Origin of the sequence: Haloferax elongans ATCC BAA-1513, assembly GCF_000336755.1 — an archaeon.
Classification (GTDB): domain Archaea; phylum Halobacteriota; class Halobacteria; order Halobacteriales; family Haloferacaceae; genus Haloferax; species Haloferax elongans.
Genome location: NZ_AOLK01000019.1, coordinates 315,040 through 341,465 on the forward strand (window position 1 = coordinate 315,040; position 26,426 = coordinate 341,465).

Genomic DNA, 26,426 nt, shown 5'->3' on the forward strand with positions numbered 1-26,426 from the left:
CTAGTAGTGGAGTGTTACCGCTCGTTCGAGTTCCGGTTCGAGTCAGCGCTCTCCGGCGCTCCCGACAGGATGCCTTTCGTACCCGTCATCGGGGCACCGACCTTCAGCCCGTGTTCCGTAATCTCGAACTGCCGGAGTTGGTGTTCGAACTGCGTCGTTCGCTTCTTCAACACGCCGATGACTTTCTGTAGCTTTCCATTCATCTCGACGTGTTGAAGGAAGACGATGTTGTCAGCGAGGTAACTGACACCGGAGTTCGTCGCGGTGAACTCACCAGTGACGTTCCTGTGCTCGTCGATGAAGACGACGGTTACCCCCATGTTCTTGAGGTACCGTCCCAGTGCGTGGAGTTTTCGGATGAGTACGTCCGTTCCGCCCTGCACGGCCAGTTGGTAGCCGTTGATACCGTCTATCATCACGATTTTCGTATCGTGTCCTTCCACCTCGTCTCGGACCTGCTGGGCGAACTCCTGCGGCGAGAGGTTCAGCGGTTCCATCTCTCGGACGTGGAGTGAGCCCTGTTCTTCCATCTGAGAGATGGGGATGCCAATCGATTCGTTGCGCTCGCGGAACGTCGAGTAGCTCTCTTCAAAGAGGTACAACACAGACCGCTCACCGCGACCTGCTGCCTCTTTGATGAACTGCGTTCCGAGCGTCGTCTTTCCGACACCGGTCGGTCCGCTGATGATGCTGACTGTTCCCCGTTCGAGACCACCGTGCAGAAGTTTGTCTATTTTCGGGACACCTGATGGAATCGACTCGTTCGGAAACTCCCGAGAGTGTGTCAGGGGTTGTAGCTCTGGGAAGACGACGAGACCGGTGTCAGTGATACGAATCGAGTGAGTTCCATCGACAGTGTCTGACCCTCGGAACTTCGGAACGTCGATGACAGCGCCCATTTCTTGGGTGTCCAGCTCGATGGAGCCATCGCTCATGAACTGCAGGTCATCGTCCGGGTTGTCGGGGGTGTCCTGCGACGTGAACATCACAGTCGCACCGTTGGCAGTGAGATATTCCATGAACCCGATTGCCTGCTTTCTGAAGTGGTGCGTGTCGGGCGTCAGATATCGCAGTTGCGTGATTGGGTCGACAAAAACGCGGTCAGGTTCGTACTCCGAGACGGCATCGGTAATCGACTCGATGAACGGTTCTTTCTCCACGTCGCTCGCAGCGAGGATGTCGTACGATTGGTCCTCGACGAAGACGCTTGCATTCGGACTCATGTCGAGGAACTCGACACCCGAGAGGTCGATACCGAGTGAGGCGGCGTTGCTTCGGACGTCCGACTCGGACTCTTCGAGATTGACGAAGAGTGCGGACTCACCGTTGTCGATTCCTTCCTCCAAGAAGTGCATGCCGAGAATCGTCTTTCCCGTCCCCGGTGCACCACGAACGAGGTAACTTCGTCCGGTAATGAGACCACCGTTGAGAATCGAATCGAGTCCGTCGACACCAGTCGAAATTCGAGGCGGTTCCGCTGGTGGAGTCATCTAGTTGAACCCAGTCCCTGCGATGCAGACACCAGCGTAGACGAAGGAATATGTCGCTGAGAATTACTGATTGGGTGCGCAGCAGGTGCGGCGCAACCGCGGAAAGAGGTCGAAACGGCAATTCCAGTCATTCTTTTCTAAAAGACACTCAACATAGACCATAAACATACCGCCGGTAGAGTATATAAACTACAAAGCGAAAACGAGGCGTTTAGACGGTTATCAGTCTATTTTTTTGACATGGTGGGAACGGTCCTCTGTCAATTTTTAGGACTGTTCACCGGAGCAGTCGCTGGGTGACGGAAGTCAGAGTAGACTGACTAGAGTCAGAGCTAGCTGGCGGAAAGAGACTCAGAACGTTCAGTAGAACCCTCTCGGGAGTTATCTATTGGATGTGACCTTCGCGACGGAGCTGGTCGGCATCGTCGTCGGTGTAGCGCCACTCGATGTTTGCCTTACTGTCTTGCCAGTCCCACGGTTCGACGAGAACGACGTCGCCCTCGTTGATCCAGGTTCGGTACTTCATCCGGCCGGGAATCCGGCCCATCCGATTCTCGCCGTCCTCGCAGCGGACTCGCACGTGGTTCCCACCGTTGTGCTCGGTTACGACTGCAAACAGCTCACTGCCATTGGGCATTCGAAGGTTTCGACGCCCTGTTTCTTCACTCACACTCTTACTGAGAGTTCCAGACGGATAACTTATCGGATGTACGTGGTAACACAACACAGACATCGGCTGGAATTGCCGTGTTCGAACACCAGGATGTCCGCTGTTATTCGCGGTTCATTCGTGGTGGTATGAACTGTATGTCGCGATATTATCTCTGAATTATCTCCGAATTATCTACCACAAGACGAAGAAGGCCCGCGACAAAACCTACTGGAATGACGGGTTGAGCGGGTGCCCGAAGATGAGTGACGAGGCGCACTCGCTCTCAGTCGGGTTTCGAGACGACAAGGACCGGAACGTCTGAACGCCGAACCACGCGTTCGGTGACACTTCCCAAGAAGTAGCGGTCCAGACCGGTTCGACCGTGGGTTCCCATCACCACGAGGCCGACATCGTTCTCCTCGGCGTATTTGACGATGGCTCGATACGGCGATCCACTCATCACGGAGGCTTCGACCGTTGGCACGTCTGCCTCGGTGGCGCGGTCGATAACGTCGTTCAGCGCCCGCTCGCCTGCCTCCTCCAGTGCATCGAGGACGGAGGTAGGGTCGGCGCTACCTGGTAACGCGCCGATATCGACGACGTGAAGGATGTCGAGTCCAGCACCGGTCGCGGCCGCTAGGTCGACCGCGTGGTCTGCGGCGGCGAGTGCGTGGTCGCTCCCATCGGTCGGGACCAGTATCGACTCGAACTCGGTGTCGAACGTGATATCCTCGTGGACGGTGACGACCGGCACCGGCGACGCCCGCACTGTCTGTTCGGCGACGCTTCCGAGGACGTACCGACCGAGTCCCGTCCGGCCGGTCGTCCCCATGACGATGCAGTCAACGTCGTGGGTGGCGGCGTATGCGAGGATAGTCTCTGGTATCGAGCCCTCGTGTTCGAGAACATCACCTGTAGCTTCGAGGCCCGCGTGCGTCGCCATCTCGACGACCTCGTCAACGACTTCGTTTCCCCACTGGGTGACTTCTTCAGGGTCCTCAGCATCGTCAGGTGGGTGTTCGTTGGGGTCGAGGACATGAACGACGGACAACTCGGCGTCGAACCGGCGAGCAAGAGCAAGTGCTGCCTCGACACCCGCCGCTGCTGCATCACTGCCGTCTGTTGGAACGAGAATTCGGTCGTACATCAGCTCTCACACGTCAGTAGTCTCTTTCCAGACGTGTCAAACGGGGTGTCTATTCCCGGTGCGTGGGAACTATTTACAATCAGACAGTCGGAGCAGGATTGACATCCTCCCCGCCCTAAAGGGCGAGGATTCCCGAGCGTTGGGATATTAGGGTTCGCAACTCACCTGTTTGCTCGGTGCGAAACGCCCCGAGGTTTGGTTGAACAGGTGGACTGCTGGCCGTGCCAAACGACCGTTACTCATATCCTCCGTAGGGGGATTCTGAGTTATCTTTCTGCGAATGTTCACCGCACCATTTACGTCCGCATTCATCGTCGTTCCGCACGACTCACAGACGTACAAACCACGCTCCACACGATTCGCATCACGCTTTCGACCACAGCACGAACACGTCTTGCTCGTGGCGCGTTCTGAAACACGGTCAACGAGGATACCGTGTTCTTCGGCCTTGTATTCGAGTAACGTGGTGAAGCGGTCGAACTCCCAGCCGTGGATTTTCTTGTTTCCACGCTTCCCCCAGTTCCGAGACTCCCCGTTCTCATCCTCACGAATATCGCTCAAATCACCGATGGCGATGCGACCGACCTCGTGGTCGATACACTGCTCTACGATGTGCTTGGCGAGGGCGTGCAGGAAGTGGTCTTTCCGACGCGAGAGTTTCTGTCGGGCACGAAGGGCACGACGGGAGGGGCCGTTCTTGCCCTCGGTGTCGTACTCGTCACGGGTGAAGTAGTGCTTGTCCTGTTTGAGAACGTTCCCCGGATACAACTCGGCGTCTCCATCGTCGTAGGCGATGGCGAGATAGTTGCTGATGCCGAGGTCAATTCCAGCGGTGTTGTCGCCGGGTGCGTCCTCGACAGGAATCTCAACCTTGCAAACGAGGTGAAGCTCCCAACGGTCACCGTTCCACACGGCTCGCACTTGCTGGATGTTCTCCACGGTCACGTCCGGTCGGGTTTCGTACTCTGCGAGGATGAAGTCCGAGCGGTGGTTCTTCAGGTTGAAGCCTTTGCTCAGACGGAGTTGGTTGTGCTTGGAATCGTGCTTGATGCCGTTCTGCTTCCACGTCACGGTGGAGCGTGGATGGTTGCCGCCTCGCTTTCTGTATCCGGGTGGATTCGCGTCTGTGTCGCCGTTCTTGCGCTTTTTGAACCAACCGTTGAACGACTCAGCGAGTTCTTCGAGAACGCGCTGACTTGACTGAGAATGGAGGTCACTATATCGTTCGTGGTCTTTTAATTCGCACTTGAGGTCGGCCTCGGACGGAATCTCGCCAGTGTCATCCCATTCATTTTGGGCGTGGTATCGGGCGACGTTCCACAGTTTGGATGCGGAGTGCCCACAATCATCGAGGTCGTCACTCACTTGAGAGTGGTTGACGATTTTTGCTCGATAGGTGCGGGTTGTTTCCAGCATCCGACTGTGTTCATAAGAATTTATGGAGAATTGTATATTAAAAGTAACGACCGAGACGTGGAATATCCGGTCTGAAATCGAACGTGGTTAGTGGAGGAGTTGTCGGCTGTATCCCCGCCCTGAAGGGAGGGGTTTTAGCCTTGAAACTTCCATAACTGAACGCGCTCCCCACGAAAACCGACACCCAGCCAGTACGGAAATGGGTCGAGTGAGTCGACGACTGGCTCGCCGGGCTCCTCGAACAGTACGGTCACCGTCTACACAGACGCTCTCTTTTCGCCGCGATGGTGATTAGCGGCACGATTCGGCACGAGTATTCGTGATAGAGTAGTGGAAAAAACGGGGGATGGGGGTGGTTCACTCGACGATGAACTGACCGGCGATTTCCAGAATTTCGTCCATCGACTTCGCCTCGTCGAAGGCAGCGGGGAACGGGTCGTCGCCGTTGAGGAGGTTGAGGTACGAGGCGTGGCGGGCTTCGACCGTAGCAACGGTCGCACCAGCCGTCTGTAAGTCGGGACTCTCGATGAGGTCGAGTGCGCCGGTGTAGGCCATCACGCCGGTGTTTTCGAGTGCCTGTGCGGTGGCGAAGAACTTCGTCGGGTCGTCTTGAACCATCGTTCCGAAGTCGTACTCTGCGGGAGAGACAGGCTCGCCACCCAACGTCGTGATGACGGTTTCGAGTACGTCGACGTGCGTTGCTTCGTGCTCGCCGACGTGCGTGAGGTGGTCGTAGGCTGTACTACGCACTTCGTCGCCGAACCCCGACAGCACGTCACTGTTTTCGATGGTCTCTCGGCTGAAGAATCCGCCGAGAGATTCGAGGCTCTGTTTGTAGAACTGGTCTTCGAGGTGTTCGAGTGTGAGCGCGTAGTTCAGGACGTCGACGTCCGTTCCGGGGACGTCCTGGTCGCCGTTCGCCTTGTTCATCCCGTTGCCGTTTCCATTGGGTCCGTTGCCGTTGCCGTTTCCTTCGTGTTCGTCTGCCGCGGCCAGTCCCGAGAGTCCGAATGCTCCGAGGCCAGCGGCTGCAGTGCTGACGAGGAACGCCCGGCGAGGGGTGGCTTGTTCACGGAGCGGTTCGAGTGTCCGGCCGAGCTCAGGGGCGGAGTCTGTTTTTTCGTCGTCCATAGGGTTCATGCGCCGAAGCGCGTCTGAATGTGGTTGCGACTCCGGGATTATGATTTTCCGAACTTTTTCCCAAATTCAACCAAAGTCAATATTTATGAAATTTTTGTTGGAGTGAGTGTCTTCTGAATACCACCGTGGTGGGCACAGGCTCAACTACGGTAGAACAGAACCTATAAATGATTCAACTATATTGGTGACAGTATGGTGTCCACTTCCCGCGCCACGTGCTGGCGTTGGCAAGCGTTTTGGGAAGTGGATAGTATCGCGGTCTAGAATCAGACGGGCTTCACCCGCCAGATTCGGCCGCGGTGCTCACTCCGTTTTTCGGTTGTCTCGCTTTCAGAGTGACCACCAATAGACATAGATGCCAGCAACAGACGACTTCACCGTAACCCCGTACGCCGTCGAAGGAGACATCGACTACGACCGACTGCTCGACGAGTTCGGGGCCGAGTCCCTCACAACCGAACAGAAAGCACAGTTCCCCCAACCCGTACACCAACTCATCCGTCGCGACGTCTTTTATGCGGGACGAGACGTGGATGCCTTCCTCGCTGCCGCAAACGAAGGTAAAACGCATTCTATCGTGACGGGTCGTGGTCCGTCGGGGCCGATACACATCGGGCACATCATTCCGTTTTACTTCGCCAAGTATCTGCAAGACCAGACAGGGTGTCTGGTGTATATTCCGCTCTCCGACGACGAGAAGTACCTGTTAAAGGACAAATCGCTCGACGAGATTCACGGGCACACGCGGGAGAACCTATTGGATATCCTCGCCGTCGGGTTCGACCCCGAGCGAACTCGAATCGTCGTCGACACGGCCGACGCCGACGTGGTGTATCCGCTCGCAGCCGCCTTTGCGAAGGAAGTGACGCAGTCGACCGTGGACGCGACGTACGGAGACCCCGAGAACATCGGACTCTCGTTCTACCCGGCTGTTCAGGCCGCCCACCTCCTCTTGCCGCAACTCGTCGAGGGGCGGCATCCGACGCTCGTTCCGATTGCTGTAGACCAAGACCCTCACGTCCGGGTCTGTCGCGATATCGCAGCCAAGCAGCGATACGACGTCTCCAAGCCCGGTGCCTTGCTCTCGAAATTCCTCCCGGCCCTCGAAGGACCAGGGAAGATGAGTTCGTCGGGCGATGCAGCTAGTATTCGCCTGTCTGACGACCGGGAGACGGTCTTCGAAAAGATTCGAAACCACGCGTATTCCGGTGGACGACGCAGTGTAGAGTCCCACCGAGAGCACGGTGGGGACCCCGAGGTTGACGTTCCGTACCAGTTCCTGTATTACTTTTTCGAGAAGAGTGACGAGCGCGTAGAGCGATTGGCACGTGAGTATCGCGACGGGTCACTCCTGAGCGGAGAGCTCAAAGAAATCGCCGCGGCGAGTATCGCGGACTTCCTCGAAGCACACCAAAACCGGCGCGAAGAGCTCGGGCCGGTAGCTGACGAACTCAAACAGTATCGACTGAGGGAATCCGAACGACAGGCGGCACGGAAGCAGGCCGGGTACCCTAGTACACGTGTATTCTAACACACGTGTATTCGGGGAGAGAGCCACGCGCGACTACTGAAGTCTATCTGCAACCCCGGCGTAGGACACCCACCATACCGACGCGGAACACCACTATTCGGACGTGGAACACCACCATGTCCGGAGCTCTTTGTCGAGCCGGTTCCAGGACACTACCAACGCACACTACTCCAACCCACACCACTCCGACCCACACCACTGTGTCCGCTGTTCGAGTGACAAACCTAGCGAGTTACTCCGGACACGGTGGTGTCGGCCACCGGCTACTCCTTGCGAGCGACATAGAACAGGGAGAATCTACCTTACCAACTACCGAGCGAGGAATTCGAACACCACATTGTCCGCAGTAATCGGCCGGAGCTAGTCTTCAGTCGCTGCTTCCAGTCGCAGCTCCCAGTCGCAGCTTTCAGGCGTCGCTTCTAGGCGTCGTTTTCAATATCAGATATGCTCGAAGAGAGGACCAACAAGACACCTAGTTCCCGACGAAATCGTCGAGCGTGCTGGACGAGTTCTCGTTGAGGAATGGCTCGACTGTCTCGTGGACACCGACGAGGTCGATGGTGTCGCGCATCGCCGAGACGATGAGTTCCACGTCCATATCCAGCGCATACTCTCGGTACGTTCCGCCGCGACGGCCTTCGTTGCGCTCGGTGACCGAAACGATACCGAGCATCGCGAGTTCGCTCAGGTGGTCGCGCATTCTGCGTGGAACGAGCGGGTCTCGGTTAGCGAGTTCGGCAAAGCGCGTATACCGCGGTCGAACATCGCGAGAGCGAATCGGGGTCTCCCCCTCGAGGTCCAGTGTGAGAAGTGAGTACAGAACGAGATGGCCGTGCTCGGTCAAGCCGTTGATTCCTTCTTTGATACGACCGCGTTCGAGGTCTCTCCGACCGCGTTTGACGTGCTCTTCCGTGACGCAATCTGTCTCTTCGTCTCGGGCAAGGTCGCCTGCTTTCATCAACAGGTCAATAGACTGGCGGGCGTCACCAGCGTCTTTCGCGCCGTAGGCTGCACAGAGTGGGATGACCTCGTCTGCGAGGACGCCGTCCCGAAATGCGACAGTTGCCCGTTGCTCGAGGATGGCTCGGAGGTTCTTCGCGTTGTACGCGGGGAAGTGAATCTCCTGTTCACACAGCGAACTCTTTACTTTCGGAGACAGGTCGTCTCTAAACGAGAAGTCGTTCGAGATACCGATGAGACCGACCTTGGCGTTGTCTAAGTTTCCATTCGCGCGTGCGCGTGGGAGTTGATAGAGGATACTATCGTCGTTGACGTGGTCGATTTCGTCGAGGACGACAGTGATTGTCCCGCCACACTCATCGAGTTCCTGCCAGAGCATCTCGTACACCGAGCCGAGCGGATACCCGGTCGTACTGATTTGGTTAGATTCCGAGCGGAACTCGTTGACGAGGCGGGTCGCGATTTGATAGGAACTCGTCAGCCCGTCACAGTTCAAAAAGACGACTGTGAGGTCGATGTCGTCGTACCGACTCGCATCTTCCCGAAGGTGAGCGAGGAGGTACTTCGTCGCTGCTGTCTTCCCGACACCAGTCTTGCCGTACAAGAAAATGTTGTTCGGCTGTTCACCGTTGATGACTGGTTGAAGTGCTGCTTGGTAGGTTCGAAGTTCCTCGTCGCGCCCCACGAGTTCATCGGGCTGGTAGTCCTCACGGAGGGCATCCCGGTCCCGATAGATTTCGGTGTCTCGTTCAAACAGGGGCATGAGAACACGGTTCGTCCACATCACTGATAAAACCACCGCGTCCGCAGTGTCCGCTGTTCTGAGAGTATATAAATAAACAGCAAACACACCCCCTCCACTTTGTCCGCTGTTCTCGTCTTCGAAGGAAGGAAGCCAACAAAATACCACTATTGAGTAAGGCAAGCTTTATCATAAAGTAGGTTAAACCATATCCGTAGGCCAATAATAACAACAGCATTAGTTGGTTGTCACTAGTAGACTGTGTGAGGTTGCTAGTTTGTTCTGTCGGTTCCGGGTGTGATTATGCTTCGATTATTGTCAGGTTCTCTCCATCTCAGCTCGTTACCTGCAATACCTTCCGACAGTTTGGACCACCCCTTCACCTTCTCACCGAGAACAGCGGACATAGTGGTGTGAGTGTTACATCGTCTCGGGAGCAATACCCTCGTGTCCAGGACTCCAGCCAACTTCCTCACAGTCAGAACAGCGGACATGGTGGTGTCTGTGTGGGGGGGATTCGAAACCACGGACTCCCGAGTTGGTCTCTCTCAAATTTTTGTCTACTACTCAGTCGCCTCGCCTTGTCTCGTCTTTCTACGCTATCGCTGACCCCGTCTAATCTCCGACTCCAACGGTATGTTGGCTACAATTACTGCGGACTTGGTGGTGTTACAGGTTGCCGAGACACGTCTGTACGACGTCTACTCACTCAGTCGACTCGAAAATACATCGTTCTACAGACCCGCCACGGATTACTGCGGACATTGTGGTGTTCCTTCCGTCCGATTTGGCAGCTGGGCTTCGATAGTAACACCACTGTGTCCGCTGTTCTATCTGCGCTGTGTTGTCTACGCTGTGCTATCTATTTTGTCTCCCCATCTGTTGTCGGCAAAGAGAAACACACCCAATACACCACGAAGCGACTTTTTGACCGCCTGTTTAGCTGTCTCGGGTATCGAGAACTACGTCGACGATCTCCTCGGGATACTCGGCTGCCACACGAATGAGCGCATCGTGGAACTCGCGTCCCGTCAGGTCGCGGATGTCGTGTTCTCGACGAAGGAGCGATTCGACTTCGAACTCGGCGTCGTCCATCACATCCAGCGTCTCTTGGCGGACGTAGACGCTCTTTGCGGTCGTCGCTTCAAATTCGAACGCTGGACCGTCGGGTTCGTCGTCGTCATGTTGACTCGACTCGGCGGATGGTTCGGGTTCTGAATCTGCGGATTGGTCTGCACCGTCGGTGCTCTGATTCTCGTCGACGGCGTTCGCTTCGGGCGTCTCTTCCTCAGGCGTCTCTGGCGAAGATTCTCCCTCTGGTTCCTCCGGCGTTTCTGTGGAGTCTTTCTCCGTTTCGTCGACTGGCTCTGCGTCCTGATTGGCAGTCTGGTCTGCTTTCTGCTCACTTTCGGCTTCGTCTTCGTCCTCGTCTTCGTTCCCGTCGATTGCTTCGCCGAGCCCGGCGAAACGGTTCTCTTTAGGCATCGGTCACTCCTCCACGCTCGACGATACCGGCCAGTTCGTCGAGTCTGTTCAGCATGTCGTTCGTCGGGTCGTATTCTCGAAGCGTCTTTCCGTCACGCCACGCCCGACTGAATGCGATTCGATGTCGAATTCCCGGTCCTTTCGACTCGGCGTCGTCGAAGAGGCTCGACCGAGCGAACTGCGGGATGTACTTATCGAACGGCGAGTCTTCGAGGTTCTGGATGATTCGACGCTCTTCGTTGTTTCCGGTGAGGTCGTTCGGCACGATTGCGAGGATATCGAGGTCGACCTCTCGGCGAATCGGACCGATTTGTTGTTCGAACATTCGCTCGAAGCCACTCACGCTGGGTTCGCTCATCAGAAGCGGGACCACGACGTTCCCGGAACCGATGAGGGCAGCGTCGGAGAGCGGACCGAGACTCGGCGGCGAGTCGATGACGATGTAGTCGTACTCGTCATCCAGCAGTGGGTCGATGATTCGTCGCCGGACCCACAGCACACCGAACGTCGAGTTTCGAACTCGGTCTTCGATGTCGTCGAGGTCGACGTGTGCTGGAAGGACGTCGAACACTTCCCGGTCGCGAATAATCTCCCGAACGTCCACTGGGTCGTCGTCGGTCAACACGTCGCCGATATTCGGGTTTGCAGACTCGTAGGCATCTTTCATTCCTACTCCTTCGGTCGCGTTCCCTTGCTGGTCGAGGTCGACCAGAAGGACGTCGTTGTCTCGTGCTGCGAGTGCGTCGGCTAAGTTGATTGCAATCGTCGTCTTACCGACGCCACCTTTCTGCAGGGAGACACTCACTGCTCGCGACATCTACTGTCCCCCCGGCTGTCGAGACTGCTTACAATTCACACAGGTTGTACAATTTGCACAATTTGTACAGTTTGTGGGCTGTGTGGGCCTTGGAGCCGATACAAATTGGCCGTGGTGGGTGAATTGGATGCGCATGACGTCGTTCAAAATCTGGTTCTTCGCACTGGTACATAATCCTATCCACAACTTTTGAACTGTCGTAACTGTTGGCCATTCTCAAACATTTTAGAATTTCTAAAAATTGTATAGTTTCTACAGAAGAAACAAGGCGAGTACCTCGGTGCTTGACTCCCCATGGCGGTTCACACTTCCCAACCCACCTTGTCTGTCGAGCTGGATGCTCGAATTTCAGCTTCTATCTCTCTCGAGGGCATCGGGTACTTCCTGCGAAAATGAATTGTTCGGGCCTTCACCCCACGAAACGCGAATACTATTCGCTTTCGGAATTGGGTTGGTCGTTTGGCTCGGCTATCCGCCCGAACTGTCCAGGTGCTTCCCGCTTCGAGGTAGAGTCCTCGTGGACCAGCGGTGAAACACTGTACAAATTGTAGACTTTGCCAACTGTGTGAACTTGGCACAGCGTGAATACTGTGTGAGATATCTACAAAATTCACACTGTATGAAACAGGTCTATACAGGTCTCAACCGCTGGTTTACTGCGGACATGGTGGTGTTGGGTTCGAAACCGAATTGCTGTGTCCTCTATCCATTCAGCCACGATTCGGACCGACTGTGTCACTATGCACTCGTGACTGTGTACAAATTCTAAAATTTGTAGAATTCGAAAGATGTTGGTGGATTCTATGATGTTTGGGATTCTCGCGATTTCCCAAACGTGCTGACTGTCTGTGGTGTGTGAACTGTCTGTGATGTATGAACTGCCTTGGATGTTGACGTTGTTCGAACAGTATTGACTCTCCTAGCAGTCTATGATGTGAGCACATCTGACGGTGTGTTCAGTGTCCAAAAATTCCACACATTCCAGACTGTGTTCACCGCGTCGATGGTCAGCCCTGGCAACCGAGAGCCTTCCGCGAGGACGAGACGTTGCCGACGACCAGTCGTCAGTTAGCGAGCTTATCGGCGAACTTCTCGCGGACTTTCTTCACCTTGGGGGCGACGTTCACCGCACAGTACGGCTGGTTCGGGTTCTTCTCGAAGTAATCTTGGTGATACGCTTCTGCCTCGTAGAACGTATCGAGCGGTTCGATTTCGGTCACGATTGGGTCGTCGAATGCTTCTGCCGATTCGAGTTCGTCGACGAACTGCTCGGCCAGACGTTGCTGTTCGTCTGATTCGGTGTAGATAGCCGACCGATACTGACTTCCAACGTCTGGGCCTTGTCTGTCGACCGTCGTCGGGTCGTGGACAGTAAAGAACACTTCGAGGAGGTCCTCGTAGTCGAGAACAGCCGTCTCGAAGGTGACCCGAACGACTTCTGCGTGGCCGGTCGTCCCGTTACAGACTTCTTCGTAACTCGGGTTCGGAACGTCGCCACCCGCGTATCCCGAGGTTACGGCTGTAATCCCGTCGAGTTCTTTGAACGCCGCCTCGATGCACCAGAAACACCCGCCGCCGAACGTCGCCGTCTCCGTGTTGGTCATACTCCCCCTTACGTCGCTGGTGAATTAAGCCCCGCGGCGGGGCGCAGCGAAAACGAGATACGAATGCCCGTCTCCGAAATTCAGGGCCTTCGGACGCGACCAAACTGACTCCAAATCCAACGACTAAACCGACCCGGTCGGCACGATACCCGTCGTTTTCTCTGGGACACTAACATTTAACTCCTGTCTCTGTTAGCAATTATCATGGAAGATATATTCGTAGCTCGTCTCATGTCGTCGTCTCTTCACACGGTGACGACCGACACCCTCGTCGAAGATGCAGCACAGTTGATACTTGACAACAACATCAGTTCGGTCCTCGTCGTCGACGAGGACAATCAACTCGACGGAATCTTGACCACTACTGACTTCGTGCGCATCGTCGCGAAGAGTCAGCCAAAGGCACAGACGACCGTCCAGAAGTACATGACGACCGACGTTATCACTGCGAATGCACAGGACAGTATCATCGACGTCGCCGAGCAGATGACCGAACACGGGTTCCACCACATGCCGGTCGTCGACGAGGACGAGGGAGTCATCGGAATTATCGCTACCTCCGACCTCACGGCGTACCTCTCGCGTGCGGACCAACCGACGGTAGCGTAACGCGTCTACTGTACGGTAGCGTGACGCGCTCATTCCGGTCCTAACGGTACCGGAATGCACCACGAATTGCGCTCATTCTTCGCTTCATCTCACTTCACGCGGAGTGCTTCGACCGGCCGTTGATTCGCCGCTCGCCACGCGGGATAGAGGCCGCTCGCCAAACTGACGGTGATTCCGAATGCGACCGCGAAGACGAGATACCCGGCAGTACGGACATTTGCAACGACAGGGAGCGTGACTTCCGGGACGACAACGTACAGTCCGAGCGCGACGAGGCCGCTGATTGCCGCCCCGCCGACACCGCCGACGACGCCGAGGAGACCTGCCTCGACGAGAATCGTTCGCAGTACGTCGATGCGCTGGACGCCAACTGCGCGGAGGACGCCGATTTCGCCGCGTCGCTCTGAGACGCTCATCAGCATCACGTTCAGAATACTGACGCCCGCGACGACCAAGGAGACAGCCCCGATTGCGACGAGAAACGCGTTCAAGAGGCCGAAGAACTGGTCGATTCGGTCGACGATTTGAGAGAGTTCGAGAACCGTCACGCGCTCGCCGCGAGTGTTGAGTGCATCTCGAACCGAATCCGCTGCCGCAGCGGCTTCGCCCCCTGAGTCGGCCCGGACGATGACTTGCGTGAACGATTCGTCTGCGAAGGCGCTCCGCGGAATCAACACCGCCCCATCCGGTTGCAAGAGGTTCACCCCGTCAGACTCCGCGAGCACCGCAATCACGCGGTACTCTCGGCCTTCGATAGTCACGGTCCGTCCGACGTCGACACCGAGACTTGACGCGACGTCGCTGCCGACGATTGCGCCCCGGCGGTGGCGCTCGGGCAATTCACCAGTGCGTGCGGAAAACAGGTTTCCCGGTCGCTCGACGGCATACAGTGCCGCAAACGTCTGCGACTCACCACGTTGGACCAATGCTCCGCCGGTGACGATTGGGATGACGGTCGCATCGCCGACTGCCCGAGAGATTAGCGCGACGTCTCTATCCGTCAGTCGGTCCACACCGGCGTCGGCGTTCGGCGAGACGATAACTTGGTCACCCAACCCACCGAGTGCGTCGGTTGCGGTAAGCTGAACTACGCTTCCGAGGATACCGAGCGTAGCGATAGCGAAGACGCCGATGACGATTCCGAGTGTTGCGAGCGTCGACCGAAGCGGGTTGCGGGCGAGGCTCGTACGGGCGAGATACACCGAAGCCAAGAACTGCTCTGCAATATCCGACGCAGCTTCCGAATGTTTCTCAGACTCCGGTTCCGGGGCGCTCATCCCGTCTCCCGACGGATTCGAAGTGCGGCCGCCACTGGAAGGGCGAGCAACGTCACGAAGACGGCGAGAGCGACACCTCTCGTCGCTGGGTCGATACGAGAGACAGCAGCGTGCTGCTCAGACCCCGCGACTGTCCCAACGTTCCCGAGGCTGCCGACGGCGAATCCACCATCCTGTTCGTCTTCAGGAAGGTCCACGACGTGGTCGTGGACGACTTCGACGCCGCCGATAGTGTATCGGGTTCTGACCGTCACGTCAGTCGCCTCTTCGGAGACCAGTCCGGTGAGTTCGAACGGTGCGAAGTCGCTTGGTGTGACTCGACCGACGAAGTAGTCTCGTTGCGGGTATTGTGGGGCGACAGACTCGCCTTCGACGAGTTCGACGACGACGCCAGACGCTTCTCCGAGACCGCGGTTGACGATGTTGCCAACGATTCTGAGTTCGCCGTCTTCGACGGTCACATCCAGGTCAGTGACGGCAACGTCGGCGACTGCGGGCCGGTAGTCGAGCGTCGTCGTGGACGTCCCGGACGCGACGCCGACGCGATACGAAGCGGTCATCGAGAGCGGTCCAGCCGTCCGAACCTCAGAGAGGTCGACGGTGGCGGCAGCGGATGCCCCGGGTTCGATGGGGCCGGGAATCGAGAGCCGCGGTAACGTCCCGTTCGACCACTCTGTCTCGACGACGACGTCCGAGACCGGCGCGCTGCCAAAGTTCGTGACGACGACTTCGAACCCGGCCACGTCTTCGGTGGTGCTTTCGTCTGCCCCGTCGGTCACGCCGCCCCCACCGCCGAACGCGACACCCGCTGCACCCCCACCCAGAAGCGACGCGAGTGTCGAGGCGTCAGTCGTCGCCCCGTCGTCTTCTCGGATCGGTCTGAGCGAAAGCTGCACGTCGTCAGAGAACTCGCCCACCTGCGCTCGCGTTTCGGTGACGAATGACTTCTCAGTCCCTGACGCAGTCGTGTAGTTCACGCGCAGAGCGACCGGCAGGTCCCCCGAGGCTGCCGGAACGACGGTCAGATTCCGAACTTCGGTCGCCCCGTCCGGGAGCGTCGCAACAGACGCCGTTCCGACCAGCGCCTCGCCATCGAACGAATCGACAGAGACGACGATATTTCGGATATCGGCGGTCGTCGGGTTCGAGAGCGACACCTGTATTCGGGTTTCGCTATCGACGACAGCGTCACTCACAGCGACGTCGACCAGCGGGGGCGCATCTTCGACGGCGATGGGAACCGGGCGCTCGACGCGAACCCTGTCTCCATCTTCGTCAGTCCCCAAGACGGTAAGCGAGAGCGTTCGCGCCCCGGCGGTCTCGAACGTCAGCGCCACCGGGACAGTCACCGAGTCGCCCGGCGAGAGACTCCCGAGGGTCCGTGCACGAACGTCGAGGTCGTCGACGGGGTCGGAGAGTCGAACTTCGTCGATTCGTGCGGCGTCGGGGCTGGCGACGGAGTTGGCGATAGAGACGCTGACGACGACCTGTTCGCCGACGACGGGTGTCTCTGGTAACACTGCCGCGTCGCTGACTGTGAGTCGGGCGTCTGGAACGGCCACGACCGTCCCGACGCTCGACGTGAGAAGCAGTACGACAGCGACGAGGGCGAAGACGTGGCCGCGGGGACTCATCGTAAGATGTTAGCGGTGCAAGACGATAGCCGTGCCGCCACCCCCTCGAATAGCTTCTTATTCGACCGTCTCGGAGAGGCTCTCGACGACGCTCGCGAGTTTGGGGTCTTCGGTGTGGCCGTGGTGAACTGCGAGTGGTGAGACGCTCACCTCGCCGTCGACCATCGCCCGACGGTCGGTCCCAATCGGATAGCGCTCTCGGTGTTCGTCGCGCGGCGGGAACGGATTCTCGTAGCCGACGGTGTCCGGCCACGATACGTCTCGCAGTCGAACCAGAACCTCGTCGTCGCCGAGTTCTGATTCGTCACCACCGTCAGAGTGGGCGCTGGCGTCGTGGTGGTGGTCGACTCGCTGGTCGTAGTCCGCCAGCGGCTTGGTCACGCGCATCCGGGGATTCGGAACGTCGATAGGCGCGTTGACGTTCAGCAGGTCGACTTCGTCGAAGATTCCGGCACCGCTGACACGCTCTGTGACTGCACGGGCGATACGTGCCGGGCGGGAGAAGTCGTACTCCTCGGGCGGGTGGCAGAAGAAATCGCGGGCGTGATAGCTAGAGACAGCAATCGCGGGCGTTCCGAGGAACGCTGCTTCGATTCCCGCACCGACTGTGCCGGAGCGTCCAACCACGTAGTTCCCGGCGTTCGGGCCGTCGTTGATACCGGAGACGACGATGTCGAAGTCCGTATCGAGGCCGCGGAGCGCGTACGCGACACAGTCGGCGGGCGTCCCTTCGAGGGCGTACCCCCACGGATGGTCGCGGCGGACGGCGTGTTCGTTTCGGGCGCGTCCGACGCCACTTTGGTTTTCGGCGGGTGCGACGACGGTCACCTCACCGATGGCGGTGAGTTCTTCGCGCATCGCGGCCAGACCGGGCGCGTCGATTCCGTCGTCGTTGGTGAGCAAAATACGAAGCGGAGAGGACGAATCGCTCATCTACTGGGGGGTTCACGTCACACGTGGTAGGTATTGCGGATTGCCGCTCTGGGCTCACCCATCGTCCATATTGGATTACGGGACGTACTCGGATTCGACGTCCACGAGTCGGTCGTTTACGGCCTCGCTTCGCTCGTGCATCTCGGCGACACGGACTCGAACGAGGTCGAAGTTGTGCGACTCAGCCAGTTCGTTCCACGCCCGCGACGCACCGACTGCGAGGGTCTGTGATTGCGGGCAGAACGGTGTCGTGGGCGTGAACTCCGCCCAGAGGACAGCGGAGTCGTCGGCGTCGACGGCGTACCGGAAGCCAGCGTCCGGGTGTCGCGTGTCGAGGTTCAGCCGGGTGAGGTTGTAGCCGAACGTCACGTCGTAGACGCCCCGTTCTTCGAAGAGGTCGTGGGCGGTCTGATGCACCGAGAGATGGTCGCTCCCAGCGAGGACGTGGTGGTCGGCGAGGAACGCCCCGGGAGTCGGAATCGTAGCCGGGTCGAACGAGTCCTCGTCCTCGAAGACGTCGTCGGGAGTTGGTGAGCCGAGCCCAAACATACTCGAATCTTTCGTACACCGCGGGGTAGCTGTGGTCCCGAACACGTTCGTGGTTCTCTGAACCCACTGGTTTCGCCACGAAAATCAGTCTAATTCGGCGAACTCGTAGGACAGTTCGTCGATGGTTGCGCGCCAGTACGGGACGGTCTCGTCTGGACGGTTCCACTCGACCACACCCGAGCGCGGCACGAGCAGTCCGTCTACGTCGTGGTACTCCTCGAAGTATCCCGTCCACGGGTGTTTCTCGTACGCCCCGTCGTCTGTCTCGTACCAGCGGTCGGCGGTGACGCGCGTAATCTCGTCGTTCTCGTCGACGTGGAACACGGCGGAGACGCTCGTCCCCTCAAATTCGATGGTCGCCCGTGCTGCGGTTTCGTCGATGGGGTCCCACTCGACGCGCTGGCCGGGGAGGAAGGCCGTCGGGAACCACACCATCTCTGCGAGGTACCGATGCAGTTCGCCTTCGTCCAGTTCGGGGCTCGGCTGGGCGTCCGCGACGGTGACGACCGAGAGGAGTTTCGCCCGCAACGTCCCGCGGCCATGGACGAACGCATCGACCACGTGAACCGGCACGAACGGGAATAGTTCGATTCGGGCGTCCCAGACGAACCCCGGTGGTTCGACGGAGTAGCGCTGTGTTGCTTCGAGTGGCTTCCATGGGGAGTTTGCATCGCCGAGTCTGAACTCTCCGGTCTGGCGGAGTCGGGCCGACTGCACGTACGGCTGGCCGTCGTCGAGAACGTGTTTCAGATACCGCTGAATCGGTGCGGGGAGGTCGGACACATCCTCCGGACTGAACTGCGGTCGAGTGACTGGCGTCTGCGCCGCTTCGAACTCGGCAACAAGGTTTGCCTTGGTGTCGTCTTGCCACACGCGACTGGCGACGAGGGAGGCGATGCTGGCGATTCCGAGAAAGCCGAAAAGTACCGCTCGCCGGGAGATGTGCATATCTTGACTCTGTTCGCCAGCACGAAGAGCCTCGCTTACGCTCTCAAAAACTGGTAGTCGTGGGCTCCTCTCTTCTCTCCTCCCCGGACCCCTCCTCTCTTCTCTCCTCGACCACCCCACCTGCTCAGGCGGCCCGAATCCGAAACACCCCTTCTGGAACGTGGTTTCGAACCGTCTGGGCGAGGTTTGCGACGAACGCGACAACACCCATCGCTAAGAGACCGCCCCCGGCGACAGTCATCACGCCAGTTGCGGGTTCACCGAGTCCGACTGCTCCGAGAAGCACAATAGTCCCACCAACGAGAAGGCCGAAATCGGCCAGTGCAACGTCGGCTCTGTAGAGGTCGTCGAGCATCGGAACCGGCCGTCGCCCGAGGTCGTCGCTGTAGCGGTCGACCCAGACGATGAACGGCACGACGTGATAGAGGGTTCCGAAGACCACGAAGCCAACGACGCCGAGGCCGAAGAGTAGGGTTGCACCCGGTGGCCCAAAGAGGGTTGTTCGGCTGAGTGGAGATGCGACCCACGTTGCACCGGCGGTGAGCGCCCAGACGACCATCGCGACGACAGCGACGGCATACCGCCTGAGGACCGTCGACCACGGGACTCGCATCCGGCGTAGTAATCCGGCGGTTGCTCCGGCGAATGACAACGTCGCGGCGACGATTGCGAGGCCGCCGACGAGTGCCACCCACTCGACACCGAGGAGCCGTCCGCCTGCAAACACGACTGTTCCGGTCGGGTGAAGCAACTCCTCGACTTGTCTGAGCCGACGCCCCCCCGCCGAGTGCGTCGTCTGCGTGAACATCTCCGATAGCTGCCCGAACGCGCCGAAGATAGTCGTCAGGACGATACCGAAGACGGCCAGTGTCGCATGCGAGAGGACGACGTTCGAGCGATTTAGACCCACGTCACGGAGCACTGGGATGGTGAAGTCGACCGCGAGCAAGAAGCCGAGAAGCGTCGCGAGCACGAGAAAGCCGAGTGCGTACGCGAAGTGTCGCTCCACGCTGTCGAACGGCCGTGCGCTGGCGAGCGTCCGGGCGATGTTGTACGCGAACACCCAAAATCCGACGAGTGCGACCGTACCCGAGACGGCGAGGAGGGTGAATCCCACGGTCGAAAACCCCGCGACGAGACCTGCAACGCCGACGCTCACGAGTCCGAGCGCGACGTAAGCCAGTCGTCGAGAGTGCAGGTCTACGCTCGACCAGACGGGAATGAACTGTGTCATCGCACCCATGATGGTGAGACAGACCCAGCCGACGAGGAGGGCGTGAACCTGGGCGACGTGGGCGAAGACGAGCGGCCTACCGACGATGGGTAGCTGTCCACCGAACACCGAGATACCTCCGAGTCCGAGACCGGCGAGAAGGAAGACGGTGGCCACCGCGAAGTGGTGAAACGGGATTGCTATCGGTGGTCCCCCGTCGGTGTCGACTTCGGCGAGAATCGCGCTCATACCCTGCGTTGGGTCGCGTTCGACGTTGCTCTAATTCCGAACGTGTTCGGGGCCGAGCACGATTCGACGAACGCGGGAAAACCGGACAAAAGAGCGACGACCGAGCTTAGAGTTCGTAGCCCGCGTACTCCATCAGCTTCTTGAAGATGTCGGTGTCCATCGCCTCTTTGTAGACGACGCCACCGAGCATGCCGCCGGGATAGAAGTTCCCGTTCATGACGTGGTTGACCTTGTGACAGTGCATGAGGTAGATTCCGGGCTCAGCGTCGGCCGTGAAGTCGATGGTGTGGCGCTCTGCGGGTGCGATGTTGGTCACGTCCATCTCGTAGCGGGCCGCTTCGGGAATCACGCCACCGTCCTTCTCGGTGAGTTGGAAGCGGTGGTTGTGGATGTGCATGGGGTGGCTCATGTACCCCGCGTTGACGAAGTGGAGACGCACGTGGTCTCCCTGCTCGACGATGACCGGCGAGCCGTCTTCGGGGTGGAGTGTTCGTGGGGCACTCTTTCCGTTGACGGTGAACACGTCGGACTTGCGGTTCCGCGGGTTGTACTGCACGTCTTCACCGGCCATCATCCGGGGGAGGCGTGAATCCCAGTCTCTGAGCGTGAAGAAGTGCTCCTTGTCGGCAGGCTCGTAGCCCTTCGGGTCGACGCGGAAGATACCGTACATCCCCATCTCGATGTGGCGATGGGTCTGATAGTGACAGTGATACAGGTGCGTTCCGGGGACGTTCGCCGGGATGGTGTAGGTGTGTTTCTCACCGGGGTCGACGCGGATGCCCGTCGTCGTCGGGACACCATCGTCCTTCCACGCCTTCCGAGCGCCGTGGAAGTGGAGCGTGTGTGCACGCATTCCGTCGGTGTTGTCGAGCGTGATCTCCATGTCCTCGCCTTCGGTGGTGCGTAGAATCGGGCCGGGAACGCTCGGGTTCCCGTCGTCGGCTTGGAACGCCCACACCTGCGGGAGTTCGACGGGGCCACCCATCGACTCACCCGGATGGACAGCGTGCCGTGCGGGTGTCGAAGAGATAGTCACCTTCCCGCCCTGCTCGTCGACGTTCACGACTTCCGGTGGACTCGTGTACGGAAGTTCTGATGCGCTCGTCGACGCGGGAGTCTGTTGCTCCGCTTCGATGGCGGCGTTCGACCCGCTGTTCGTGGGTGCAGTACACCCTGCGAGACCGACCGCACCGGCGCTGCCAGTCGCTGCGAGAAATTCTCTGCGAGACATCGTCGAACCGGGTGCGCCTACGTATTTTCTCATAACAATTTGGCGTAGGGAGGAGGGGTCGGTATATGAGGGGGGCTGTTCTCACGGCGTCAGAAAGATTCGAACATGTTCGGCACTTCCGATACTACCCTGACTCTCTTACCCTCCGTTGGGGTGGCTGTGAAACGACAGGGACTGGTTCGTACTGCAGATACCCCACACATTTCAGACTCGACGACGACGAACTAACTATCCACGTTCGTTCATTCGAATCGGTCACGAACGGAACGAAGAGACCGAAACTCACACGATGTCAACAAATCCGCTGTCAGACGCTCTCGAACCGGACTTTCAGACGGTGTTCGACGCGCTGACGAACGAACAGTGCCGTGCGGTACTGAGTGGGCTCGACCATCCGATGACCGCCGGCGAAATCGCCGAGGAGTGCGACCTCCCGCGGTCGACCGTGTACCGAAAGGTGGAGCTGATGGTCGACGCCGGGCTACTTCAAAAACAGGAACGTGGTCGTGAGGCGGCGCGGTACTCCTTGGGGTTCGACGAAGTACTCGTCACACGCGAGTCCGGCGACCTCGACCTCTCCATCTCGCGTCCGTCGCAATCTGCGTCCGAGCAGTTGTCGGAACTCTGGTCTGAGGTCCGAAACGAAGCAGACCCGAACCGGTAATCGGCGACAGCGACTTCCCTAGCGAGATGCGGCTGAACCGGCGAGATACGGTTGAACCAGCGAAACACGACTCTCAGATGCTCGGCTACTCTAAGCCGACATCGTCGCCCGTGAGGAACTCTTTCATGACCTTGCCCTCAGCCCGATGTAATTTTTCGCTCGTCGTCGACTTCGCGAGCCCGACCGAGTCAGCGAGTTCTGTAAGTGTACAGGTTCGTGGTGTGTCGTAGTAGCCGCGATTGGCCGCGGTTTCGAGCAGTTGTCGCTGGTCTTCTGTCAGGAGTGACTCGGTGTCGATAGACTGTCGAATCGACACGAGGTCGAACGGGATGCCGAACAGTTCGAGCTTCTCGCCGAGGTCGGAGAGTTTCTCTCGGGGTGCCGTAATCTCGACTGTCACCTCGCCGTCGGAGATTGTAATCGGCAGTTCGAGTGGGATGCCCACTTCGCTCAGAGAGAGGATGAGAAGCGGTTCTGTCGTCTCGAACTGGACGAGTGCACGGTTTGGCTGGGCTTCGAGAATGTTCACCGAGAGGACGGAGTCGTACCCGTCCATCGCCGTCACGACGTGTTCGATTTCGTCGGATTGTATCTCGACCAAGCCGACGCCGGTTTCGTCCGCTGGCATCGCGGCGAGGACCGTGAACTCGGCATCGGAATACTGGCGCGAGAGGTCGGAGACCCAGACTTCTGGCGGCAGCGTGATAGAGAGATTGGCGCGTGGCATAGGTAGGTAGTAGTTATTTGCTCTCCGGGAGGAAGTTAGTGGCGAACATGTTCGGCCTGTGAGGAGCAGAATTCGATTCGAGACGCTGAAAGACACTCACGAGTCGAGACGTTCACGTGACCGAACATATTCGCCCCGTGTCCGAAGACTGGTAGTCGGCGTCTCCTCTTTTTCACCCAGTTTTCGAACGCCCACTTGTATGAAAGTCTCTCGACAAACCCTCTGGAGGCTCTTGGCGGCGGTCTTCGTCGTGAATCTCGTCGTCATGGGTCTCGGAGCATGGTACTCAGCACAGCAAGCACCGCCCATACCGGACGAAGTCGTGGGTCCGGACGGCGAGTCGCTGGCGACGGGTGCCGACATCCGTCAGGGGAAAGTCGTCTTCCAACAGAACGGCTTGATGAATCACGGGTCGATACTGGGTAACGGCGCATACTTCGGGACCGACCTCACCGCGGAAGCACTCGACATGAAAGTCGAGTACATGCGCGACTACTACGCCCGAGAGAAGTACGGGACGTCCTTCTCGGAGCTCGATGCCGACGGGAAAGCGGCGATTAGTGACCAAGTCCGCCGCGAACTCGACTCGGCGGTTGGCCGCGAAGGGACCATTGAGTACTCGGCCGCCGAGATATATGCCCACGAGCAGGTCCGCGAGCGATACGTGGAACTGTATCACGAGGGCGAACTCGAACGCGGTATCCCCTCGGGAACCGTGAGCGACGAGGCAGAAGCACGCCGCCTCGCCGACTTCGCGATGTGGACCGCGTGGTTCTCGCACGCTGACCGGCCGGGAAGCGACCACTCGTACACCAACGAGTGGCCGTACCAACCTGCTGCGGGTAACGAGCCCGCCGGGGCCACGATGACGTGGAGCGTCATCGCCATGGTATTGCTCGTCGCTGGCGCTGGTATCGGCGTCTGGCTCTACAAGTCCGTCGAGCTTCCGGAACCCAAGACCGGCGTCGTCGACGTGCCGCACCCGCGAGACGTCGCACTCACGCCAAGTCAGCGAGCAGCGAGTCGATACGTGCCAATCGCGGCGTTGTTGTTCGTCGTACAGGTCCTTCTCGGGGGGCTTCTTGCGCACTACTACATCGAGCGTGACGGATTCTTCGGGCTCGGAGAACTGCTCGGCATCGACTTCCTCTCGATTCTTCCGTTCTCGATGGCGAAGACCCTGCACCTCGACCTCGGAATCCTCTGGATTGCGACCCTTTGGCTCGGTGCCGGACTGTTCCTCCCGCCACTCTTGACCGGGCACGAACCGAAGAATCAAGACCGCTACGTCAACGGGTTGCTCGTCGCGCTCGTCGTGGTCGTCGTCGGTGGGATGACTGGTATTTGGCTGGGCGCAAATGGGTACATCGACGGCCAACTCTGGTGGATTCTCGGCAACGAGGGCCTGGAGTATCTCGAAGTCGGCCGCTTCTGGCAGTTCGGACTCCTCGCCGGGTTCCTCATCTGGGCAGGCCTCGCCGCACGCGGGTTCAAGCCGCTTCTCGATAAGGAAGCGCCCTACGGCCTCGCGCACATGATACTCTACGCCGGTGGGTCGATTGCGCTCCTCTTCACCGCTGGCCTCCTCTACACGCCGCAGACGAACATCGTGACGACCGAGTTCTGGCGCTGGTGGGTCGTCCACATGTGGGTCGAAGGCGCGTTCGAATTCTTCATCATCGCCGTCGTGTCGCTCACGCTGGTGAGCATGAATCTGCTGTCCCGGCGGTCGGCCGAAAAGGCGGTCGCGTTCGAGGCGCTGTTCGTGATGGGAACCGGAGTCATCGGCGTCTCGCACCACTACTGGTGGGTCGGCCAGCCCGACGTGTGGCTCCCGCTCGGGAGCATCTTCTCGACGCTGGAACTCATCCCGCTCGTGCTCATCCTCTTCGAGGCGATGAACGAGTACCGGACGCTCGCCACCAGCGGTGAGTCGTTCCCCTACACGCTCCCGTTCATGTTCATCATCGCAAGCGGGGTCTGGAACTTCGTGGGCGCTGGCGTCCTCGGGTTCTTCATCAACCTTCCGCTCGTGAACTACTACGAACACGGGACGTACCTGACGGTCGCACACGCCCACGCGGCGATGTTTGGGGCCTTCGGCTTCCTCGCGCTCGGCATGGCGACGTACATCCTTCGGTTGACCGTCTCCCCCGGCCAGTGGGTCGAGCGCCGCCTTCGGTGGGCCTTCTGGCTCTGGAACGCTGGCCTCGCACTCATGGTTCTGGTGTCGCTCCTGCCGGTTGGCTTCCTCCAGTTGGAAGTCGCGTTCACTCAGAGCTACGCCGCAGCGCGGAGCCTCGAATTCTACAACGGTGGTCTCGTGCAGGCGCTGTTCTGGGCACGAATGCCCGGTGACACGCTTCTCATCGCCGGGACCATCGTGTTCGCGTACGACGTGGTGAAAAAGCGGTTCGTCCTCAGGGAGACGAGCGACGTTCCGGCGCGGACGCCCGTCTCAGACCAGGTCATGTCTGACGACGACTGAGGTGGGTACGCGTTCTGGTTCGCCCTCTCCTTTTCCTCTCCGTCCGCATCGACCCTCGACTGGGCGCTCGAACACCCAAGATCACATGTCGGCGAACCCGCCCCAAGACGGTTCAACTACCAGTTTCCCAGCGGACGCTGTCCTGAATTCTACAGACTTTCGAACAGCCCAAAGACTTCACAAACTCAACAAACTCCACAATTTGTACAATTTGTAGAAATCACATAGCTTGTAAAAATAGTAGGAATCGTACAATGCGGCAACTGTCCAGTCACTCGGTTCCGGGCGCTATTCGACGACCACTGCCCCCTTCATCCCGAGTGTCTCGTGTGGAACACAGGAGTACTTGTAGACGCCTGCGCTCTCGAAGGTGTATTCGAACGTGTGGCCTTCGTCGCCGACGAGTTCAGACTCGAACTCGCCGTCGGTGTGGACGACATTGTGGGTGCCACCCTTTCCGTTCCACGTCCACGTGACTGTGGTCCCCTTCGAGACGCGGACTGCCGCGGGGCCGAACCCGAACGCGCCGCCGTTGGCCTCGACGCCGACATCGACTGCGACGGCGTCCGAGCCAGTCTCGTCGTCGACACCGTCGAAATTCTCGACGTCGTCGAACCAGCCGTCGAAGTTCTGGGTGTCTCCTGCCTGTCCACTTTCGCTGCCCGAGGAGTCGCTCGTCTCCGTGTTCTCGGCTGGGTCTTCCTCGGCCGTTTCGGGTTCTTCCGAGGCAGCATCACCGCTGGAACTTGTACAGCCAGCGAGTGCGGCCGAGATGGAGGTCGTCGCGACGAGTGCAGTAAACCGCCGTCTGCTGAGTCCAGTAGATGTCATCAGTTGTTCGTCGTCGCCGAGACATGCAGACGATTACCCCGAATATGTTCGGGGCGTATCTCGTCCTGTCTCTTATACACATCTCTGAG

The 26,426-nt window shown here is 58.8% G+C and carries 22 protein-coding genes; 4 read left to right on the top strand and 18 right to left on the bottom strand.

Annotation, left to right across the window (positions count from 1 at the left end):
- Positions 1–14 precede the first annotated feature (14 nt).
- From C453_RS12340 to C453_RS12360, 5 genes are all read right to left on the bottom strand, one after another.
- Positions 15–1,490 (bottom strand): ATPase domain-containing protein, encoded by a 1,476-nt coding sequence (locus tag C453_RS12340; RefSeq protein WP_008324914.1) that lies wholly within the window; start codon positions 1,488–1,490, stop codon positions 15–17.
- Between the two features lie 385 nt (positions 1,491–1,875).
- Positions 1,876–2,160 (bottom strand): translation initiation factor eIF-1A, encoded by a 285-nt coding sequence (gene eif1A, locus C453_RS12345; RefSeq protein ID WP_049907669.1) that lies wholly within the window; start codon positions 2,158–2,160, stop codon positions 1,876–1,878.
- A 265-nt stretch (positions 2,161–2,425) separates the two neighbouring features.
- Positions 2,426–3,289, bottom strand: coding sequence for a universal stress protein (locus tag C453_RS12350; RefSeq protein ID WP_008324915.1), 864 nt, complete (start codon positions 3,287–3,289; stop codon positions 2,426–2,428).
- A 147-nt stretch (positions 3,290–3,436) separates the two neighbouring features.
- A complete protein-coding gene (locus C453_RS12355) occupies positions 3,437–4,705 on the bottom strand; it encodes an RNA-guided endonuclease InsQ/TnpB family protein (protein ID WP_008324916.1) in 1,269 nt (422 codons plus the stop codon).
- 357 nt (positions 4,706–5,062) lie between these two features.
- Positions 5,063–5,836 (bottom strand): ferritin-like domain-containing protein, encoded by a 774-nt coding sequence (locus tag C453_RS12360; RefSeq protein WP_008324917.1) that lies wholly within the window; start codon positions 5,834–5,836, stop codon positions 5,063–5,065.
- Positions 5,837–6,200: 364 nt separating this feature from the next.
- Here C453_RS12360 and C453_RS12365 point away from each other — a divergent pair, with 364 nt between their 5' ends.
- Complete coding sequence (locus C453_RS12365; protein WP_008324918.1) at positions 6,201–7,376, top strand: tryptophan--tRNA ligase; 1,176 nt, start codon at positions 6,201–6,203, stop codon at positions 7,374–7,376.
- Between the two features lie 472 nt (positions 7,377–7,848).
- Here C453_RS12365 and C453_RS12370 read toward each other — a convergent pair whose 3' ends face one another.
- From C453_RS12370 to msrA, 4 genes are all read right to left on the bottom strand, one after another.
- On the bottom strand, positions 7,849–9,099 hold the full coding sequence (locus tag C453_RS12370; RefSeq protein WP_049907682.1) for an orc1/cdc6 family replication initiation protein: 1,251 nt from the start codon (positions 9,097–9,099) through the stop codon (positions 7,849–7,851).
- A gap of 918 nt (positions 9,100–10,017) precedes the next feature.
- Entirely contained in the window at positions 10,018–10,563 is a 546-nt protein-coding gene (locus tag C453_RS12375; protein ID WP_008324920.1) for a hypothetical protein, read from the bottom strand.
- The gene (locus tag C453_RS12380) at positions 10,556–11,380 is read right to left on the bottom strand and encodes a ParA family protein (RefSeq protein ID WP_008324921.1); all 825 of its coding nucleotides are present in this window, start codon (positions 11,378–11,380) and stop codon (positions 10,556–10,558) included. Before C453_RS12380 ends, C453_RS12375 begins: the two co-directional genes overlap by 8 nt.
- A 1,064-nt stretch (positions 11,381–12,444) precedes the next feature.
- Positions 12,445–12,984 carry a peptide-methionine (S)-S-oxide reductase MsrA gene (msrA, locus tag C453_RS12385; protein WP_008324923.1) on the bottom strand — a complete coding sequence of 180 codons (540 nt, stop codon included), beginning with the start codon at positions 12,982–12,984 and terminating at the stop codon, positions 12,445–12,447.
- Between the two features lie 204 nt (positions 12,985–13,188).
- On the opposite strand from msrA, the gene C453_RS12390 reads away from it, so the two are divergent.
- Complete coding sequence (locus C453_RS12390; protein ID WP_049907670.1) at positions 13,189–13,593, top strand: CBS domain-containing protein; 405 nt, start codon at positions 13,189–13,191, stop codon at positions 13,591–13,593.
- An 89-nt stretch (positions 13,594–13,682) separates the two neighbouring features.
- Here the strand turns inward: C453_RS12390 and C453_RS12395 are convergent, their stop codons facing one another.
- From C453_RS12395 to C453_RS12425, 7 genes are all read right to left on the bottom strand, one after another.
- A complete protein-coding gene (locus tag C453_RS12395; protein WP_008324925.1) occupies positions 13,683–14,870 on the bottom strand; it encodes an ABC transporter permease in 1,188 nt (395 codons plus the stop codon).
- The gene (locus C453_RS12400) at positions 14,867–16,504 is read right to left on the bottom strand and encodes a COG1361 family protein (RefSeq protein ID WP_008324926.1); all 1,638 of its coding nucleotides are present in this window, start codon (positions 16,502–16,504) and stop codon (positions 14,867–14,869) included. Before C453_RS12400 ends, C453_RS12395 begins: the two co-directional genes overlap by 4 nt.
- 57 nt (positions 16,505–16,561) lie before the next feature.
- Complete coding sequence (gene surE / locus C453_RS12405; protein WP_008324927.1) at positions 16,562–17,437, bottom strand: 5'/3'-nucleotidase SurE; 876 nt, start codon at positions 17,435–17,437, stop codon at positions 16,562–16,564.
- A gap of 75 nt (positions 17,438–17,512) precedes the next feature.
- The gene (locus tag C453_RS12410; RefSeq protein WP_008324928.1) at positions 17,513–17,986 is read right to left on the bottom strand and encodes a hypothetical protein; all 474 of its coding nucleotides are present in this window, start codon (positions 17,984–17,986) and stop codon (positions 17,513–17,515) included.
- An 84-nt stretch (positions 17,987–18,070) separates the two neighbouring features.
- A complete protein-coding gene (locus C453_RS12415; RefSeq protein WP_008324929.1) occupies positions 18,071–18,934 on the bottom strand; it encodes a DUF6544 family protein in 864 nt (287 codons plus the stop codon).
- A 124-nt stretch (positions 18,935–19,058) separates the two neighbouring features.
- Complete coding sequence (locus C453_RS12420) at positions 19,059–20,396, bottom strand: hypothetical protein (RefSeq protein WP_008324930.1); 1,338 nt, start codon at positions 20,394–20,396, stop codon at positions 19,059–19,061.
- A gap of 106 nt (positions 20,397–20,502) precedes the next feature.
- Positions 20,503–21,660, bottom strand: coding sequence for a multicopper oxidase domain-containing protein (locus C453_RS12425; protein WP_008324933.1), 1,158 nt, complete (start codon positions 21,658–21,660; stop codon positions 20,503–20,505).
- 256 nt (positions 21,661–21,916) lie between these two features.
- On the opposite strand from C453_RS12425, the gene C453_RS12430 reads away from it, so the two are divergent.
- Complete coding sequence (locus C453_RS12430) at positions 21,917–22,291, top strand: winged helix-turn-helix domain-containing protein (protein ID WP_008324934.1); 375 nt, start codon at positions 21,917–21,919, stop codon at positions 22,289–22,291.
- An 85-nt stretch (positions 22,292–22,376) separates the two neighbouring features.
- On the opposite strand, the gene C453_RS12435 is transcribed toward C453_RS12430, so the two are convergent.
- Positions 22,377–23,018, bottom strand: coding sequence for a helix-turn-helix domain-containing protein (locus C453_RS12435; RefSeq protein ID WP_008324935.1), 642 nt, complete (start codon positions 23,016–23,018; stop codon positions 22,377–22,379).
- 199 nt (positions 23,019–23,217) lie between these two features.
- Between C453_RS12435 and C453_RS12440 the strand changes: the two genes are divergently transcribed.
- Positions 23,218–25,506 (top strand): nitric-oxide reductase large subunit, encoded by a 2,289-nt coding sequence (locus tag C453_RS12440; protein ID WP_008324936.1) that lies wholly within the window; start codon positions 23,218–23,220, stop codon positions 25,504–25,506.
- Positions 25,507–25,794: 288 nt separating this feature from the next.
- On the opposite strand, the gene C453_RS12445 is transcribed toward C453_RS12440, so the two are convergent.
- Positions 25,795–26,337: a halocyanin domain-containing protein gene (locus C453_RS12445; protein WP_008324937.1), complete on the bottom strand. Its 543-nt coding sequence runs from the start codon at positions 26,335–26,337 to the stop codon at positions 25,795–25,797.
- Positions 26,338–26,426: the final 89 nt, after the last annotated feature.